General features: G+C 40.8%; 13 protein-coding genes and 1 tRNA gene. 11 read left to right on the top strand and 3 right to left on the bottom strand.

Translation table 11 applies throughout. The features are described 5' to 3' along the window. Nucleotides 1–3: 3 nt before the first annotated feature. From NYR60_RS07030 to NYR60_RS07010, 5 genes are all read left to right on the top strand, one after another. Nucleotides 4–465 (top strand): YhcH/YjgK/YiaL family protein, encoded by a 462-nt coding sequence (locus NYR60_RS07030; RefSeq protein WP_279466367.1) that lies wholly within the window; start codon nt 4–6, stop codon nt 463–465. 70 nt (nt 466–535) lie between these two features. Continuing rightward, the gene (locus tag NYR60_RS07025) at nt 536–1,018 is read left to right on the top strand and encodes a TRAP transporter small permease (RefSeq protein WP_279466366.1); all 483 of its coding nucleotides are present in this window, start codon (nt 536–538) and stop codon (nt 1,016–1,018) included. Further along, nucleotides 1,015–2,292 (top strand): TRAP transporter large permease subunit, encoded by a 1,278-nt coding sequence (locus NYR60_RS07020; protein WP_279466364.1) that lies wholly within the window; start codon nt 1,015–1,017, stop codon nt 2,290–2,292. The genes NYR60_RS07025 and NYR60_RS07020 overlap by 4 nt, the downstream gene beginning before the upstream one ends. 71 nt (nt 2,293–2,363) lie before the next feature. Beyond that, the gene (locus NYR60_RS07015; protein WP_279466362.1) at nt 2,364–3,350 is read left to right on the top strand and encodes a TRAP transporter substrate-binding protein; all 987 of its coding nucleotides are present in this window, start codon (nt 2,364–2,366) and stop codon (nt 3,348–3,350) included. 143 nt (nt 3,351–3,493) lie between these two features. Further along, nucleotides 3,494–4,951 carry an FGGY-family carbohydrate kinase gene (locus NYR60_RS07010; protein ID WP_279466361.1) on the top strand — a complete coding sequence of 486 codons (1,458 nt, stop codon included), beginning with the start codon at nt 3,494–3,496 and terminating at the stop codon, nt 4,949–4,951. Nucleotides 4,952–5,020: 69 nt separating this feature from the next. Here the strand turns inward: NYR60_RS07010 and mioC are convergent, their stop codons facing one another. Both mioC and NYR60_RS07000 read right to left on the bottom strand, forming a co-directional pair. Then, nucleotides 5,021–5,464 carry an FMN-binding protein MioC gene (gene mioC / locus NYR60_RS07005; protein ID WP_279466359.1) on the bottom strand — a complete coding sequence of 148 codons (444 nt, stop codon included), beginning with the start codon at nt 5,462–5,464 and terminating at the stop codon, nt 5,021–5,023. Nucleotides 5,465–5,479: 15 nt separating this feature from the next. Beyond that, nucleotides 5,480–5,574 (bottom strand) — tRNA-Sec (locus NYR60_RS07000). Nucleotides 5,575–5,640: 66 nt separating this feature from the next. On the opposite strand from NYR60_RS07000, the gene selA reads away from it, so the two are divergent. From selA to trkA, 4 genes are read left to right on the top strand one after another with little or no spacing between them, the layout of a single operon-like run. After that, nucleotides 5,641–7,026 (top strand): L-seryl-tRNA(Sec) selenium transferase, encoded by a 1,386-nt coding sequence (gene selA, locus NYR60_RS06995; protein ID WP_279466357.1) that lies wholly within the window; start codon nt 5,641–5,643, stop codon nt 7,024–7,026. Further along, on the top strand, nt 7,023–8,858 hold the full coding sequence (selB, locus tag NYR60_RS06990) for a selenocysteine-specific translation elongation factor (protein WP_279466355.1): 1,836 nt from the start codon (nt 7,023–7,025) through the stop codon (nt 8,856–8,858). The genes selA and selB overlap by 4 nt, the downstream gene beginning before the upstream one ends. A 13-nt stretch (nt 8,859–8,871) precedes the next feature. After that, the gene (gene rsmB / locus NYR60_RS06985) at nt 8,872–10,170 is read left to right on the top strand and encodes a 16S rRNA (cytosine(967)-C(5))-methyltransferase RsmB (RefSeq protein ID WP_279466353.1); all 1,299 of its coding nucleotides are present in this window, start codon (nt 8,872–8,874) and stop codon (nt 10,168–10,170) included. A gap of 48 nt (nt 10,171–10,218) precedes the next feature. Beyond that, nucleotides 10,219–11,595, top strand: coding sequence for a Trk system potassium transporter TrkA (trkA, locus tag NYR60_RS06980; protein ID WP_279466352.1), 1,377 nt, complete (start codon nt 10,219–10,221; stop codon nt 11,593–11,595). A gap of 57 nt (nt 11,596–11,652) precedes the next feature. On the opposite strand, the gene rpsT is transcribed toward trkA, so the two are convergent. Then, entirely contained in the window at nt 11,653–11,916 is a 264-nt protein-coding gene (rpsT, locus tag NYR60_RS06975; RefSeq protein WP_005619152.1) for a 30S ribosomal protein S20, read from the bottom strand. 372 nt (nt 11,917–12,288) lie between these two features. On the opposite strand from rpsT, the gene murJ reads away from it, so the two are divergent. Continuing rightward, nucleotides 12,289–13,857 (top strand): murein biosynthesis integral membrane protein MurJ, encoded by a 1,569-nt coding sequence (gene murJ, locus NYR60_RS06970; RefSeq protein ID WP_279466351.1) that lies wholly within the window; start codon nt 12,289–12,291, stop codon nt 13,855–13,857. Nucleotides 13,858–13,876: 19 nt separating this feature from the next. Further along, a complete protein-coding gene (locus tag NYR60_RS06965; protein WP_279466350.1) occupies nt 13,877–14,944 on the top strand; it encodes an MFS transporter in 1,068 nt (355 codons plus the stop codon). The last annotated feature ends 53 nt before the right edge of the window (nt 14,945–14,997 follow it).

The following is a 14,997-nucleotide window of genomic DNA, read 5'->3' as shown; positions in this document are numbered from 1 at the left end:
ACGATGTTTTTCGGACACATTTCAAACTACAATCCAAAACAATATCCTGAAGCGATTCAATATGCATTGCATTATTTAAAAAACACTGATTTTGATGCGATGGAAGCCGGGGTTTACGAGCTGAAAGGCAGAGATATTTACGTCCAAGTATTAGATTTGGAAACCAAAGATATTTCAGCATTTCAACCTGAAGTCCACCGTAATTACTTAGATGTGCAATATCTTCACAAAGGTAAAGAGAAAATGGCATTTGCAGTAGATAGTGGTAAGAATCCGATTCACACTGCTTATCTACCGGAACGAGATATTCAGTATTATCAAACGGTCGAAAATGAGCAAATTTTTACCTGTGAAGTTGGTAATTTTGCCGTGTTTTTCCCAGAAGATTGCCATAGAACTGCAATTTTTAACGGTACTGAGACGATTAGAAAAGTGGTCGTTAAAATTGCAATGACAGAAATCTAGACGAGCTACAGAGCAGCTCAAATATGCGTAACCTAGGGTGTAAGTCCTAGGATAAGACAAGGAGCAACAGATGAAACCCATCGCTCAATTCGTTGGAAAAGCGATTGAAGCCTTTGCCGTGATTATTTTATCGGCAATGTCAATTTTAGTTTTCCTTAATGTGGTACTGCGTTATGGCTTTAACAGCAGTATTAATGTAACAGAAGAAGTTTCTCGCTATATGTTTGTATGGCTTGCCTTTTTAGGGGCAGTATTGGCATTTAGTGAAAATCAACACGTTAGTGTTACCGTGTTAACTGAGAAACTCTCTCCCATTGCACGTAATGTTTTAAAATTGTTTACCGATGCGGCAATGTTATTCTGTTGCTACCTCATCGTTGATGGTAGTTGGATTCAATTCCAACTCAATCTTGAAAATCTTGCACCTATCTCAGGTTTACCACAAGGTATTACTTTCCTTGCAAGTGTGGTTTCAGGTGTGTTAATCGGTATTTTGATTATTGCAAGAATGGTGACAAATGTGACCGCTTTAGTTAAAGGAGAAGCACAATGACTGTCGTAATTTTCCTTTCGGTATTACTTGGTGCAATTATTTTAGGGATTCCGGTTGCGTTTGCTTTATTGATTTGTGGCGTAGCATTAATGCTTCACTTAGATTTATTTGATGCACAAATTCTTGCCCAACAAATTGTTAGCGGTGCAGATAGCTTTTCGCTCATGGCGATTCCGTTCTTTATTCTCGCTGGTGAAATAATGAATGAAGGCGGACTTTCTAAACGTATTATCGACTTACCGATGAAATTAGTCGGTCATAAACGCGGTGGTTTAGGTTTTGTAGCGATTCTTGCTGCGATGATTATGGCGAGCCTTTCCGGTTCGGCAGTAGCGGACACTGCAGCAGTAGCAGCAATGCTATTACCAATGATGAAAACTACCGGTTACCCGATTGACCGTTCAGCAGGTTTAATCGGTACTGCGGGTATTATCGCACCGATTATTCCGCCAAGCATTCCGTTTATCGTATTTGGGGTAGCGAGTGGAGTATCTATCACTAAATTATTCTTAGCAGGGATTTTCCCAGGCGTTATGATGGGTATCTGTTTAGCCGCACTCTGGTGGTGGCAAGCCAAACGCCTTGATTTAATGACCTTCTCAAAAGCGACTAAACAAGAACTTTGTATTTCATTTAAAAACAGTATTTGGGCGTTAATGTTGCCAGTGATTATTATCGGTGGTTTCCGTTCAGGTATGTTCACCCCAACAGAAGCCGGTGCGGTAGCAACTTTCTATGCGTTAGTGGTTTCACTGTTCGTTTATCGTGAATTGAAATTCAAAGACCTCTACAAAGTGATTTTAGCGGCGGCAAAAACCACTGCGGTAGTGATGTTCTTAGTGGCAGCGGCAAACGTCACCGGCTGGTTAATTACCGTGGCGGAATTACCGACCATGTTAACCGAATTGCTTGAGCCGTTAATCGAAAGCCCGACAACGTTATTATTAGTGGTGATGTTAGCGGTATTCGTGATCGGTATGGTGATGGACTTAACTCCGACCGTTTTAATCTTAACCCTGGTGTTAATGCCGTTAATTGAAGAAGCGGGAATTGACCCGGTTTACTTCGGTGTGTTATTTATTCTTAACACCTCAATTGGCTTAATTACTCCACCGGTCGGTAATGTATTAAACGTAATTACCGGTGTGTCAAAACTACCGTTTGACCAAGCAGCAAAAGGGGTATTCCCTTACCTTATGATGATGATTGGTTTATTACTGCTCTTCGTATTCGTACCGGATTTAATTTTAGTGCCGTTAAGCTGGATGCAGTAAAAAATTAGCTCCCCCTCTTTACTAAAGAGGGGAACTAGACAACAAATTCCCAACCTACTTAGGAGACCCCTATGAAATTTTTTAATCTAAAAACTTTATCAGCTTTCGTTGCTAGTGCAGTAGCATTTTCAGGTGTAGCAAATGCGGAAATTTCGCTTCGCTTCGGTTATGAGGCACCTCGTTCCGACAGCCAGCACGTTGCGGCGAAAAAATTTGATGAATTATTGAAAGACAAAACCAAAGGGGAAATTAAACTCAAATTGTTCCCTGATAGTACATTAGGTAATGCACAAACCATGATCAGTGGTGTGCGTGGCGGTACGATTGATATTGAAATGTCAGGTTCACCAAACTTCACTGGTTTAGAACCTAAATTAAACGTGATTGATATCCCGTTTATCTTTAAAGATCGTGAACACGTTTACAAAGTATTAGACGGTGAAATCGGTCAAGGTTTATTACAAGATCTTGAAAAACAAGGCTTAAAAGGCTTGGCATTCTGGGATGTTGGCTTCCGTGCCTTCTCTAACTCAAAACACGCTGTTAATAAACCGGAAGACATCAAAGGCTTAAAAGTTCGTACTAACCAAAACCCAATGTATATAAAAGCATTTAGTATTTTAGGTGGTAACCCAGTGCCGATGCCGCTTTCTGAGCTTTATACTGCACTTGAAACCCGTGCGGTAGATGCACAAGAACATCCAATCGGTATTTTCTGGTCAGCAAAATTATATGAAGTACAAAAACACTTAAGCTTAACCAACCACGGTTACACACCATTAATTGTAGTAATGAACAAAGCCAAATTTGACGGCTTAACCCCAGAACTGCAAAAAGCGGTGTTAGATGCAGCGAAAGAAGCGGGTCAATTCCAACGTGATCTCAACGTGAAAAACGAAAAAGAGATTATTGAAAAACTTCGCAAAGCTGGTGTAGAAGTGATTGAACAAGTGGATAACGCACCATTTAAAGCGGTAATTGAAGCTGAAGTTCGCAAAGACTTTATCGAAAAACACGGTAAAGAATTAATCGAAAAAGTAGATGCTTTAGCGAAATAAACAATAACAAGCGGTTTGATTCGTAGCATTTTCTGTATTATGTAACAAACTGCATAAAAAGTTCTTTTTAGGGGCGAACGGTGTTCGTCCATTATATTCAACATTGATCGTCCCCTATGTTATTTGAATAATTGGAGCAAAAAATGAACTACTACCTAGGCATAGACTGTGGCGGTACTTTTGTCAAAGCCGCACTTTTTGACCAAACCGGTGAGTTACACGGTATTCATCGTGAGAATGTGGCGGTTATCAGCGAACAGGCGGGTTATGCCGAGCGAGATATGCAACAACTCTGGCAAGTGTGTGCCGAGGTAGTACTTCAAACTATTGCAAAAAGTGGGATAAATCCGACCGCTATCAAAGGGGTGGGCATTTCGGCACAAGGCAAAGGTGCATTTTTACTTGATCAGCAAAACCAACCGCTTGGCAGAGCGATTTTGTCTTCTGACCAACGTTCTCTATCGATTGTGAAACAGTGGCAGGCGAACGGTATTCCGGAAAAACTTTATCCGATTACCCGCCAGACGTTATGGACCGGACACCCTGTTTCGATTTTGCGTTGGGTACAAGACAACGAGCCGGAACGTTATGCGCAAATCGGCTCGATACTGATGTCACACGACTATTTACGATTCTGTTTAACTGGTGAATTATTTGCCGAAGAAACCAATATTTCTGAAAGCAATCTCTACAATATGGCAACCGGCGAATATGACCAAGCGCTTGCCGATCTGCTCGGTTTGCAAAATATTTTAGAAAAGCTACCGCCTGTGATTAAACCGAATCAAATTGCCGGCTATGTTACCGAAGCAGCAGCCAAACTAACCGGCTTAGCGGTAGGAACGCCGGTGGTCGGCGGTTTATTTGATGTAGTTTCCACTGCACGTTGTGCCAATTTAGATGACGAAAGTAAACTGAATGCGGTATTAGGTACGTGGTCAGTTGTCAGCGGTATCACTGATAATATCGACTTGACTCAAACCTTACCATTTGTCTATGGTCGTTATACGGACGAAGGCAAATTTATCATTCATGAGGCCAGCCCGACTTCCGCCGGTAATTTGGAATGGTTTGTGAAGCAATGGAAATTAGACTATGCGGAAATTAATCAACAAGTGGCGAGTTTACCGCCGGCGGCCAGTTCCGTGTTATTTGTGCCGTTTTTATATGGCTCGAATGCCGGCTTAGGTATGCAAGCGGGCTTCTACGGCTTGCAAGCGCACCATAGCCAAGCACATTTATTGCAGGCAATTTATGAAGGCGTGCTGTTTAGTCTTATGCACCACCTCAACCGTATGAAGCAACGTTTTCCAAATGCAAATGTATTACGTGTAACTGGTGGACCAACTAAATCACCGATTTGGCTACAAATGCTCGCCGATTTAACCGGTATGCAATTGGAAATTCCGCAAGTGGAAGAAACCGGTTGTTTAGGTGCGGCATTAATGGCTATGCAGGGCACCGGTGCAGAACTTTCACAAGTACAAGCATTGAAAACAGAAATGTTGAAAGTGCAACCAAATCAGGCAAATTTCGCTGTTTACCAACAAAAATATCAGCGTTATCAACAACTCACCGAAGCGTTAAAAGCGATGCTTTAAATATAAAAAAGCGGTCGAAATCTGCAAATTTTTTGCAAATTCCGACCGCTTGTTATTTCGAACTGTTCGTTATAACTGCTCAACAAAACTTGGCAACCATTCTTCCGCCGTACTGTCGTGGTCAAAATTGTTTGCCACATCAATGCGAACTGATTCACATATCTGTTTCGCACCTTTGGCGGTTAGTCCGTTTTCAACAATATCAACCGAATGGCAGAAAGTATCGTAATCAGTGCTGCCTAAACCGACCACACCGAATTTCATACCGCTAAGATCTAAATCGCTTGCCGCCAGTTCGTCAAATAACGGTTTGATGTTATCCGGTAACTCGCCTGCTCCGTGAGTTGAAGTGACGACAATTAAATGGGTTTGATGTTGAATATTTGCTAAGGTTGCTTGATTAAAGAGTTCGACAGCAAAACCTTGTGTTTTTAAACAACTTTCAAGATGATCGGCAACGTATTCCGCTCCACCGAGGGTACTGCCTGTGATGATACAAATAGATTTTGTCATAGAATTGGAAATAATTGGCGGAAGCGAATGGGAGTCGAACCCACCCAAGAACGCTGGCGTCCTCAACAGGATTTGAAGTCCTGCCACCTCACCGGAGATGACTCGCTTCCTTTAAAGAGTGGCGATATTCTACTTTATTTATTAAAATTGTTCAAAATTTCTTAACGCTTTTTACTATGCAAACATTATTTCGAGTTATCCCTTCTATAGATAAATTGGTCAAAAGTACTCAAGGTATTGATTTAATTGAACAATTCGGTCATCAGGCCTTTGTTCAAGAGGCAAGACAGCTAATAGAACACGTGCGTGATCAGATTGTTAAACAACAATGTTTACCGGATTTTATTACTGAGCAGTCTTCGATTTTTAGTGTAATTGAGCAAAACTTACAAAAAAAACGTATGGTATCCAGCAAAACTGTCTTTAATTTGACCGGTACGGTGTTACATACCAATTTAGGACGTGGTTTGTGGTCAGAAAATGCGGTTCAAGCAGCGACTAATGCGATGCGAAATAATGTTGCGTTGGAGTTTGATATTGATGAAGGGAAGCGTAGTCATCGAGATATTTATATTTCTCAATTGATTCAGCAACTTACCGGAGCGGAAGCCGCTTGCGTTGTGAATAATAATGCTGCGGCAGTATTGCTGATGTTAGCGACGTTTGCACAGGGTAAAGAAGTGATTGTTTCTCGTGGCGAATTGGTAGAAATCGGCGGTGCGTTTCGCATTCCGGATATTATGGCTCAAGCAGGTTGTAAATTAGTTGAAGTCGGCACGACCAATCGCACTCATTTACGTGATTATCGCAATGCGATTAATGAAAATACTGCTTTTTTAATGAAAGTGCATACCAGTAATTTCCATATTCAAGGTTTTACTAAATCGGTATCTGAAGAGGAATTGGTTGAATTAGCGAAAGAATTTAATTTGCCGGTGATGAGTGATTTAGGCAGCGGTTCGCTGACGGATATGACTGCACTTGGCTTACCGCCGGAGCCTATGGTACAGCAGAAGGTTGCTGCAGGGGTTGATTTGGTGTCATTTTCCGGCGATAAATTATTAGGTGGACCGCAAGCCGGTATTATTGTCGGGAAAAAATCTTTGATTGATGAACTTCAATCTCATCCGCTCAAGCGTGTATTACGTTGCGATAAAGTGATTTTATCAGCATTGGAAGCGACACTTCGCAATTATCTGTTTCCGGAAAAATTAACCGATGAATTACCGACGTTTAATTTCTTAACCCAATCGCTTGCGACCTTGCAAACTAAAGCGGAACGTCTAAAAGCGGTGCTGAGTAAGCGGTTGGATTCTCGTTATATTTTGCAAGTGGAACCGAGCCTTGCACAAATCGGCAGCGGAGCATTGCCGACGGAAACTTTAGCTTCGGTTGCGGTTACGATTTTTGCGGATAAGCAGAGTGATTTACTTGAGTTAGAGAAAAAATTTAAAGTCTTGCCAAGCCCGATAATCGGACGATTTGCTCAGCAAAAATTTTGGCTGGATGTGCGTTCGGTCGCACAGTTTGAGACGTTGCTGAATATGTTGGAGGAAGCATGATTTTTGTTACAAGCGGACACGTTGACCACGGAAAAACAACCTTGTTACAAGCCTTAACCGGTACAAATACCGCTCATTTACCGGAAGAGAAAAAACGCGGTTTAACGATTGATTTGGGCTATGCTTACTTGCCGATTAAAGATGATGTGTTAGGTTTTATTGATGTGCCAGGGCATCAGAAATTCTTGTCGAATATGCTTGCCGGACTGGGCGGTGTACAAAATGCCTTATTAATTGTGTCGGCTGAAGAAGGAATTAAACCGCAAACGGCGGAACATTTAGAGATCCTGCGTTTATTGAATTTTACTAATATTTTAGTGGTATTAACTAAAGTGGATCGTGTGGAGGCAAGTCAAGCGGAACAGCTTATCACGATAATGAAGAACACATATCCGTTTTTAGCTGATGCACCGTTCTTCCTTACTTCCGCAGTTACCGGGCAAGGTATAGAAGCATTAAGAAATCAATTAATTCAGTTAAGCCGACAACAGTCGTATCTGGAAAAACCGTTTCGATATGCGATTGATCGAGTATTTAGTATTAAAGGTGCAGGTTTGGTTGTGACCGGAACAGCGGTAGCAGGAACAGTTAAAATCGGCGATGAGTTTTATTTATCCAACGGTCAAAAAGTTAGAATTAAGCAAATTCACGCACAAAATCAGTCGGCGGAAATCGGTACGGTAGGGCAACGTTTAGCTTTGAATCTTGCCAATGCGGAAAAAGAGCATATTCAGCGTGGTGATTGGATTACCGAACTGAAGCCGTACTTCACCGATAGAATTACGGTTAAAATTCATACGGCACAAAATCTAAAAGAAAATCATATTGTGCATTTATATCATTTTGCTTCACACGTGACCGGTAAGCTGAATCTCTTAACCGAAAAACAAGCGGTCAAAAACAGCGAAACGTTTGCAGAAATGATTTTAGATGAGCCGTTAGCAATGGCGGTCACGGATAAACTGATTATTCGTAGCGGCGATGACAGCCAAACCTTAGCTGGAGCGGAAGTTTTAGAAATTGATTCGCCGAAACGCCATAAGCGAACGGAGAAACGCCTTGCTTTGGTAAAAAATTTGGCAAAAACGACCGCTTGTTCGCAACGTATTTCGCTTTACTTAAAAAATCGTGCGGAACAGCTTGATTCGTTATTATGGCGTGAGCAATGTTTCGTACAAGAATTAGCTGAACAGGGTTTCGACGTGCAGTCGAAATGGATTTTTACCGCTGAATTTAAGCAACAAATTCAACAAAATATTATCGAAAAACTGTCTGAATATCATCAGAATCACAATGATCAATTAGGCGTGACTAAAGCGAGATTGTATCGCATTGCCGTATTAGATCAGCCGGAGCAGTTAGCTTACCAATTTATTGATGATTTAATCGAAAGCAAACAACTGGCACAAACTCGAGGCTGGATCCATTTACCGAGTCATCGTATTGAATTTTCTGCAGAGGAATTGCAACTTTGGCAACAAATTCGACCGCTATTTGAAAACAAAAGCGAAGCACTTTGGGTCCGAGATATTGCCACGGAATTATGTTGTGATGAAACCGAAATGCGAAACTTGCTATATAAAGCCGGTAAATTAGGTTATTTAATTCCGATTGTAAAAGATCGTTTCTTACTCAGTGAGAGAATGACTGAATTGGCTCAATTAGTAAAAGGGATTGTAGAACGAAACGGCTCTGTTTCAGTAAATCAGCTTCGTGATGAGATTCAGTGGGGACGTAAGCTAACCGTTCAGCTGATTGAATATTTTGACCGTTCGGGCTTTTTAAGACGAAAAGGTAATATTCATTTATTACGTGATCAAGACACTTTCTAACAAGAATATATTAATGAAAAAACAAAATGCTCGTGCGGTTGCCGCACAAATTATTTTACAAGTTCTCGATCAAGGGAAATCACTTGCCACCTTAATTCCCGAAGCACAGGCGAAATTAGAAGCGAAAGATTTACCGTTAGTGCAAGAGATTAGCTTTGGTGTGTGCCGAACATTACCACGCCTTGAGGCGGTCATTGCACAAGCGGTGGAAAAACCGTTAAAAGGTAAAATACGTTTGGTGCATTGCCTATTATTAGTAGGGCTTTATCAGTTACTTTATATGCGCGTGCCGGAATTTGCGGCGGTTGATGAAGTGGTTAATGCGGCAAAATCGCTTAAATTGGATAATTTTAAAGCACTTATCAATGGGGTATTACGCCGTTTTTTACGTGAAAAAGAGGCTCTGTTAGCTAAATTTGATAAAAATTGGCAAACGCTTCATCCGGAATGGTTTGTGAATAAACTAAAAAAAGCTTATCCGAATTGGCGAGAGATTATTGAAGCAAATAATCAGCGTCCACCAATGTGGATTCGTAGCAATATTCAGCAGATTAAACCACAAGATTACCGCGTGTTATTAGGTGATTTAGTGGCAAAAAATCCAGAAAATACGACCGCTTGCGTGCCTGAATCAGCAATCTTATTAGCAGAGCCGGTAGCGGTGCATAAATTGATGAATTTTGAACAGGGTTGGACAACGGTACAAGATGCACACGCTCAGTGGTCGGCAACCTTATTGGAAGCCCAAAATGGTGAATTAATTTTGGATGCCTGTGCCGCACCGGGCGGTAAAACCACACATATTCTAGAAGTCGCTCCGCAGGCAAATGTGATTGCATTGGATATTGAGGAAAGCCGCCTAAAACGTGTGCGTGAGAATTTAGCTCGTCTTGGGCAAACGGCAAAAGTAATTTGTGGCGATGCTTCCAAACCGACAGAATGGTTGGAGGATGGTGTGATGTTTGATCGTATTTTGCTGGATGCACCTTGTTCTGCGACCGGCGTTATTCGCCGTCATCCGGATATCAAATGGCTACGTAAAGAAAACGATATCGCTGAATTAGTCGCCTTGCAGGCAAAAATTCTTGAGGCGTTATGGGACAGGTTGAAAACGAATGGCGTATTAGTTTATGCGACTTGTTCGGTTTTGCCGGAAGAAAATAGTGAGCAAATTAACCGCTTTATTGAAAGTCATACGGATGCTGTGTTAGCGGAGATGGATTTCAATGGTGAAAAAACTTCAATGAAGCAATTTTTCCCTCAAGAGCAGGGTGGTGACGGCTTCTTTTATGCCAAATTAATTAAACGATAAATCACGGGAAGTAGCGGATTAAGCTATTTGGGGTGATTGGATTTTAAGATGAAAATTATTATTTTAGGTGCAGGCCAGGTTGGTTCAACGCTTGCGGAAAATTTAGTGAGTGAAGATAACGATATTACGTTGATCGATGACGATCAAAGTCGTTTGAACACGCTGCAAGATAAGCACGATTTACAGGTTCTAAAAGGAAATGGCGCATCGCCGAGCATTTTACGTGATGCGGGGGCAAGTGATGCGGATTTATTAGTGGCAGTAACTGAAAGTGATGAAACAAATATGATTGCTTGCCAAATCGCACATACATTGTTTCATGTCCCAACTAAAATTGCCCGTATTCGTAATTCGGATTATGTGCGTGAGAAGGAACAGCTGTTTAATGATGCGGCATTACCTATTGATCATATTATTGCTCCGGAAGTCTTGGTTAAAAAAGAGATCTTGCGTCTGATTAACTATCCTGGTGCATTGCAGGTTGCACACTTTGCTAATGAATTAGTGAGTTTGGTTAGTGTAAAAGCCTATTATGGCGGACCATTGGTCGGTTATCCGATTTCGGCATTACGTGATCATTTACCTTATATCGAAGCACGTGTTGTTGCGATTTTCCGTCAAGAACGTGCGATTTTGCCACAAGGTTCAACGATTATTGAAGCCGGTGATGAAGTGTTCTTTATCTGTGCGACCCATAATATAAAAGCGGTGATGAGCGAATTGCAACGTTTGGATAAACCGCATAAGCGAGTCATGATTGTCGGTGGCGGTAGTATCGGTATGGGGCTAGCGAAGGATCTTGAAGAACAATATAGTGTGAAAATGATCGAACGAGATCCGAAACGAGCTGAGAAGTTAGCTGAGAAGTTAGAAAAAACCTTAGTCCTATGTGGTGATGCTTCCGATCAAGAACTATTGTTTGAAGAGCATATTGAAAATATTGATTTATTCCTTGCATTAAGCGGTGATGATGAAGCGAATATTATGTCGGCACTATTGGCAAAACGCTTGGGGGCAAAGAAAGCGATTGTATTAGTACAGCGTAATGCATATCTTCATCTGATCCAAGGTGGCACGATTGATATTGCGCTTTCTCCGAAACAAGCGACGATTTCCGCCTTATCTAGTCATGTCCGTAAAGGTGATATTATACAAGTCGCTTCGCTCAAACAGGGACAAGCGGAATGTATCGAAGTGATAGCGCACGGCGATAAGGAATCGTCAAAAGTAGTCGGCAGATTAGTAAGAGAGTTAAAATTGCCGCAAGGTGCGGTAGTTGGAGCGATAGTACGCCGTGATGAGGTGCTGATTGCACATAAATCTACGGAAATTGAGGAAAATGATAGCGTGATTATTTTTGTGAACGATAAAAAACAAGTTGGGGAAATTGAGAAATTATTCCAATTAGGTACGTTCTTCCTGTAGCGGAAAACAGAGATAAAAAAACCGACCATTTGGTCGGTTCTTTTATACAAAAAGCAATTACGCTAATTTTTTGATTTGAGCTGCTAATTTTGCTTTGTGGTTAGCTGCTTTGTTAGCGTGGATTAAGCCTTTAGATGCCATACGGTCCACTACTTTTTGCATTTCAACGAAAGCTGCTTGTGAAGCTGCTTTATCGCCTGCTGCTACTGCTGCGTATACTTTCTTGATGAATGTACGCATCATTGAGCGTTGGCTTGCGTTGTGTTGGCGGCGTTTTTCAGATTGAACCGCACGTTTTTTTGCTGACTTGATATTAGCCAAGGTCAAACTCCTAAAATATCTGTGTAAAAATTAAAAAACATAAACTTTGGTTTATGTTTAGCTATCGATAGTTTAAATTCATTTTCAACGAGACACGTGCTTGAAAATAACACCGTTTTGCTAGTAAGAAAACGATAGGCGGAGATTTTAACAGTTTTTTTCTGATTTTCCTATAACAAACTGATAAAATTCTATGCAATTTATATAAGGATCTTAATATAAGCGGTCGGATCTACGAAGAATTTTGCAAAAAGTTATTAAAGTAAATCTCTTGTATTAAATCCGATAAAGATCAAAAAAGTTTAACTTATTTCCTGTTATCCAAACGGTTTTGTTAAACTGTCACTCTTTAATTTATTTTAATTTAACGCTATGAGCAAAAAACTTTTAAAGTCAGGAATGATCGTCAGTTCAATGACGCTGATTTCTCGTATTCTCGGATTAGTGCGTGATGTGGTTATTGCCGGCTTACTTGGTGCCGGTGCAATGTCGGATGTCTTTCTCTTTGCCAATCGTATCCCGAACTTTTTACGCCGTTTATTTGCAGAAGGGGCTTTTTCAAAGGCATTTGTGCCGGTACTTGCCGAATATAATGCCGATAACGATTTGGATAAAACCCGTGAATTTGTAGCCAAAGTATCTGGCACATTAGGTGGTTTGGTCACAATTGTTACCTTAGTAGCAATGATTGGCTCACCGGTAGTTGCCGCTTTATTCGGTACTGGTTGGTTTATGGATTGGGTCAATGACGGTCCAGACACACAGAAATTCACTCAAGCTTCATTACTGCTGAAAATCACTTTTCCTTACTTGTGGTTTATTACCTTTGTTGCACTTTCGGGGGCAGTATTAAATACGATTGGTAAGTTTGGGGTAATGGCATTTTCGCCGGTATTACTGAATATTGCGATGATCAGTATGGCGTTATTCGGTGCAGATTACTTTGAACAACCTGATGTTGCTTTAGCTTGGGGGATCTTCCTCGGTGGTTTGTTGCAATTCCTATTCCAAATTCCCTTTATGAAAAAAGAAGGTTTACTGGTTAAACCGAAATGGGCATGGAAAGATGAAGGGGTCACTAAAGTTCGTAACTTAATGCTTCCGGCATTGTTCGGAGTTTCCGTTACCCAACTCAACCTATTAATCAATCAAGTGATCGCTAGCTTTTTAGTGACAGGTTCGATTACCTGGTTATATTATTCTGACCGTTTAATTGAGTTTCCACTTGGGCTATTCGGTATTGCAATTTCTACGGTGGTGTTACCGAGTTTATCCCGTATTGCGAAGAAGAAAGAAATTGACGAAGCACAACGTGCGGTAGAATTCCAAGGCACAATGGATTGGGGCGTGAGAATGGTGTTATTACTCGGTATTCCTGCGATGATTGGTATCGCGGTATTAGCACAGCCGTTAATGATGACTATCTTTATGCGAGGCAAATTCGGTTTATCAGATGTGGTTGCTACCTCTCACGCATTATGGATTATGTGCCTAGGTTTAAACAGTTATATGTTAATCAGTATTTTGGCAAATGGCTTCTATGCTCGCCAAAATACCAAAACACCAGTGAAAATCGGCATTATTGCCACCATTTGTAATATTTGCTTTGGTGTGTTAGCCATTCCGTTTGGCTATCTAGGCCTGGCAATGGCATCAGCACTTTCGGCAGCGGTAAATGCTTCGTTACTTTATCTTGGTCTTGCTAAAGAAGGAGCTTATCGTATTACCGTAAAAACTGCGCTCTTTGTATTAAAAGTCGCTATTTCGGCTTGCTTAATGGGGGCATTAGTTGCTTATTTCTCACCAAGTTTAGAAGGGTGGCATGCGATGACAACTTGGGTAAAAGTATACTGGCTAGTTTGGCTAATCGTACTAGCAGCGATTGTTTATTTTAGTTCATTATTTGTGCTTGGGGTTCGTAAGCGAGATTTCAGAGCATAAAAAACAGAAGGTAAATAATATGAATATGCAAAATATTATTTTATGGCGTAGGTTCTTTTCCGGACTCGCCTATACCGCAATGCAGAGCGTATTTTTTATTTATCTCACAAAGTATAAAGGGTTTGATACAACACAGATTGCCAGTGCATTCTCATTATTGGTATTTGCCAGCCAAGCCTTTTCTTTATTTGCCGGCTCGTGGGGCGATCGTTTCGGGCGAATGCCGATTATGCTGTTCGGATGTTTACTTGATTCATTAGCCTATATTTTATTACTGACGACCGATCATTATGCGTTACTGCTACTTGCGACATTCTGTTTCGGTTTAGGTAGCACACTATTTAGTACCAATGCCAGAGCATTTTTACTTTCTTCTGCTGAGGATAGCTATGCGTCTAAAACCAAAGCACAAGGTAAATTTCTCAAAATTTCCAGTATGGCATCAATGGTTGCACCATTAGTTTCTATCCCGTTTATTCATTATCAAAAAGCGGAATGGTTGATTTGGTGTAGCTGTGCAATTGAAGTGACGATGTTACTTTTTATGTGGCAAACTATGCCGAGAAGAAAGTGCAATTTCCGATTTACTCCTTTCCGCTTTGCTCAGTTTAGCGAAGTGATTAACAAGCGGTTTATTTTTGTACATTTATTGCTATTTATTCCATTAGGCATGGGTTCGGCATTTTATGTGATTTTCCCTTACATTTTTACCGAGCTTTTGGATCAGCAAGAATTGGTACCGATCGCATTTTTTATTAATAATCTGATTGCGGTACTGCTACAAGCACAGTTCTCTCGCAAGGTAAATTTCGGTGTGGTCAAACTAAATTATATTGCACCGATACTTATCGCATTACTGATTGTGCCGTGGTTTTATGCGCTGGAATATATTTCAGAAGTGACTGCTTTCTTATATCTGATTATCTTTGCATTGGTCAGTTTATTCGCCAATACCGCATTAGCGAATATGTTGGTTAAACTGGATAAAGGTGAAAACCAAGGATTAATGTTCGGTTTATCTAAGCTCATTTTGGCAATTACGACTGCCAGGGTAATGAATATATTGCCTTATATATTCCTCGTGTAACAAGCGGTCGTTTTAGGTAAAAATTTGCAAAATTTTGGCGAAATTAGACCGCT

The sequence above is a fragment of the Actinobacillus genomosp. 2 genome, assembly GCF_029773605.1.
Classification (GTDB): Bacteria; Pseudomonadota; Gammaproteobacteria; order Enterobacterales; family Pasteurellaceae; genus Actinobacillus.
This window is presented reverse-complemented; position numbering and strand designations above follow the sequence as displayed.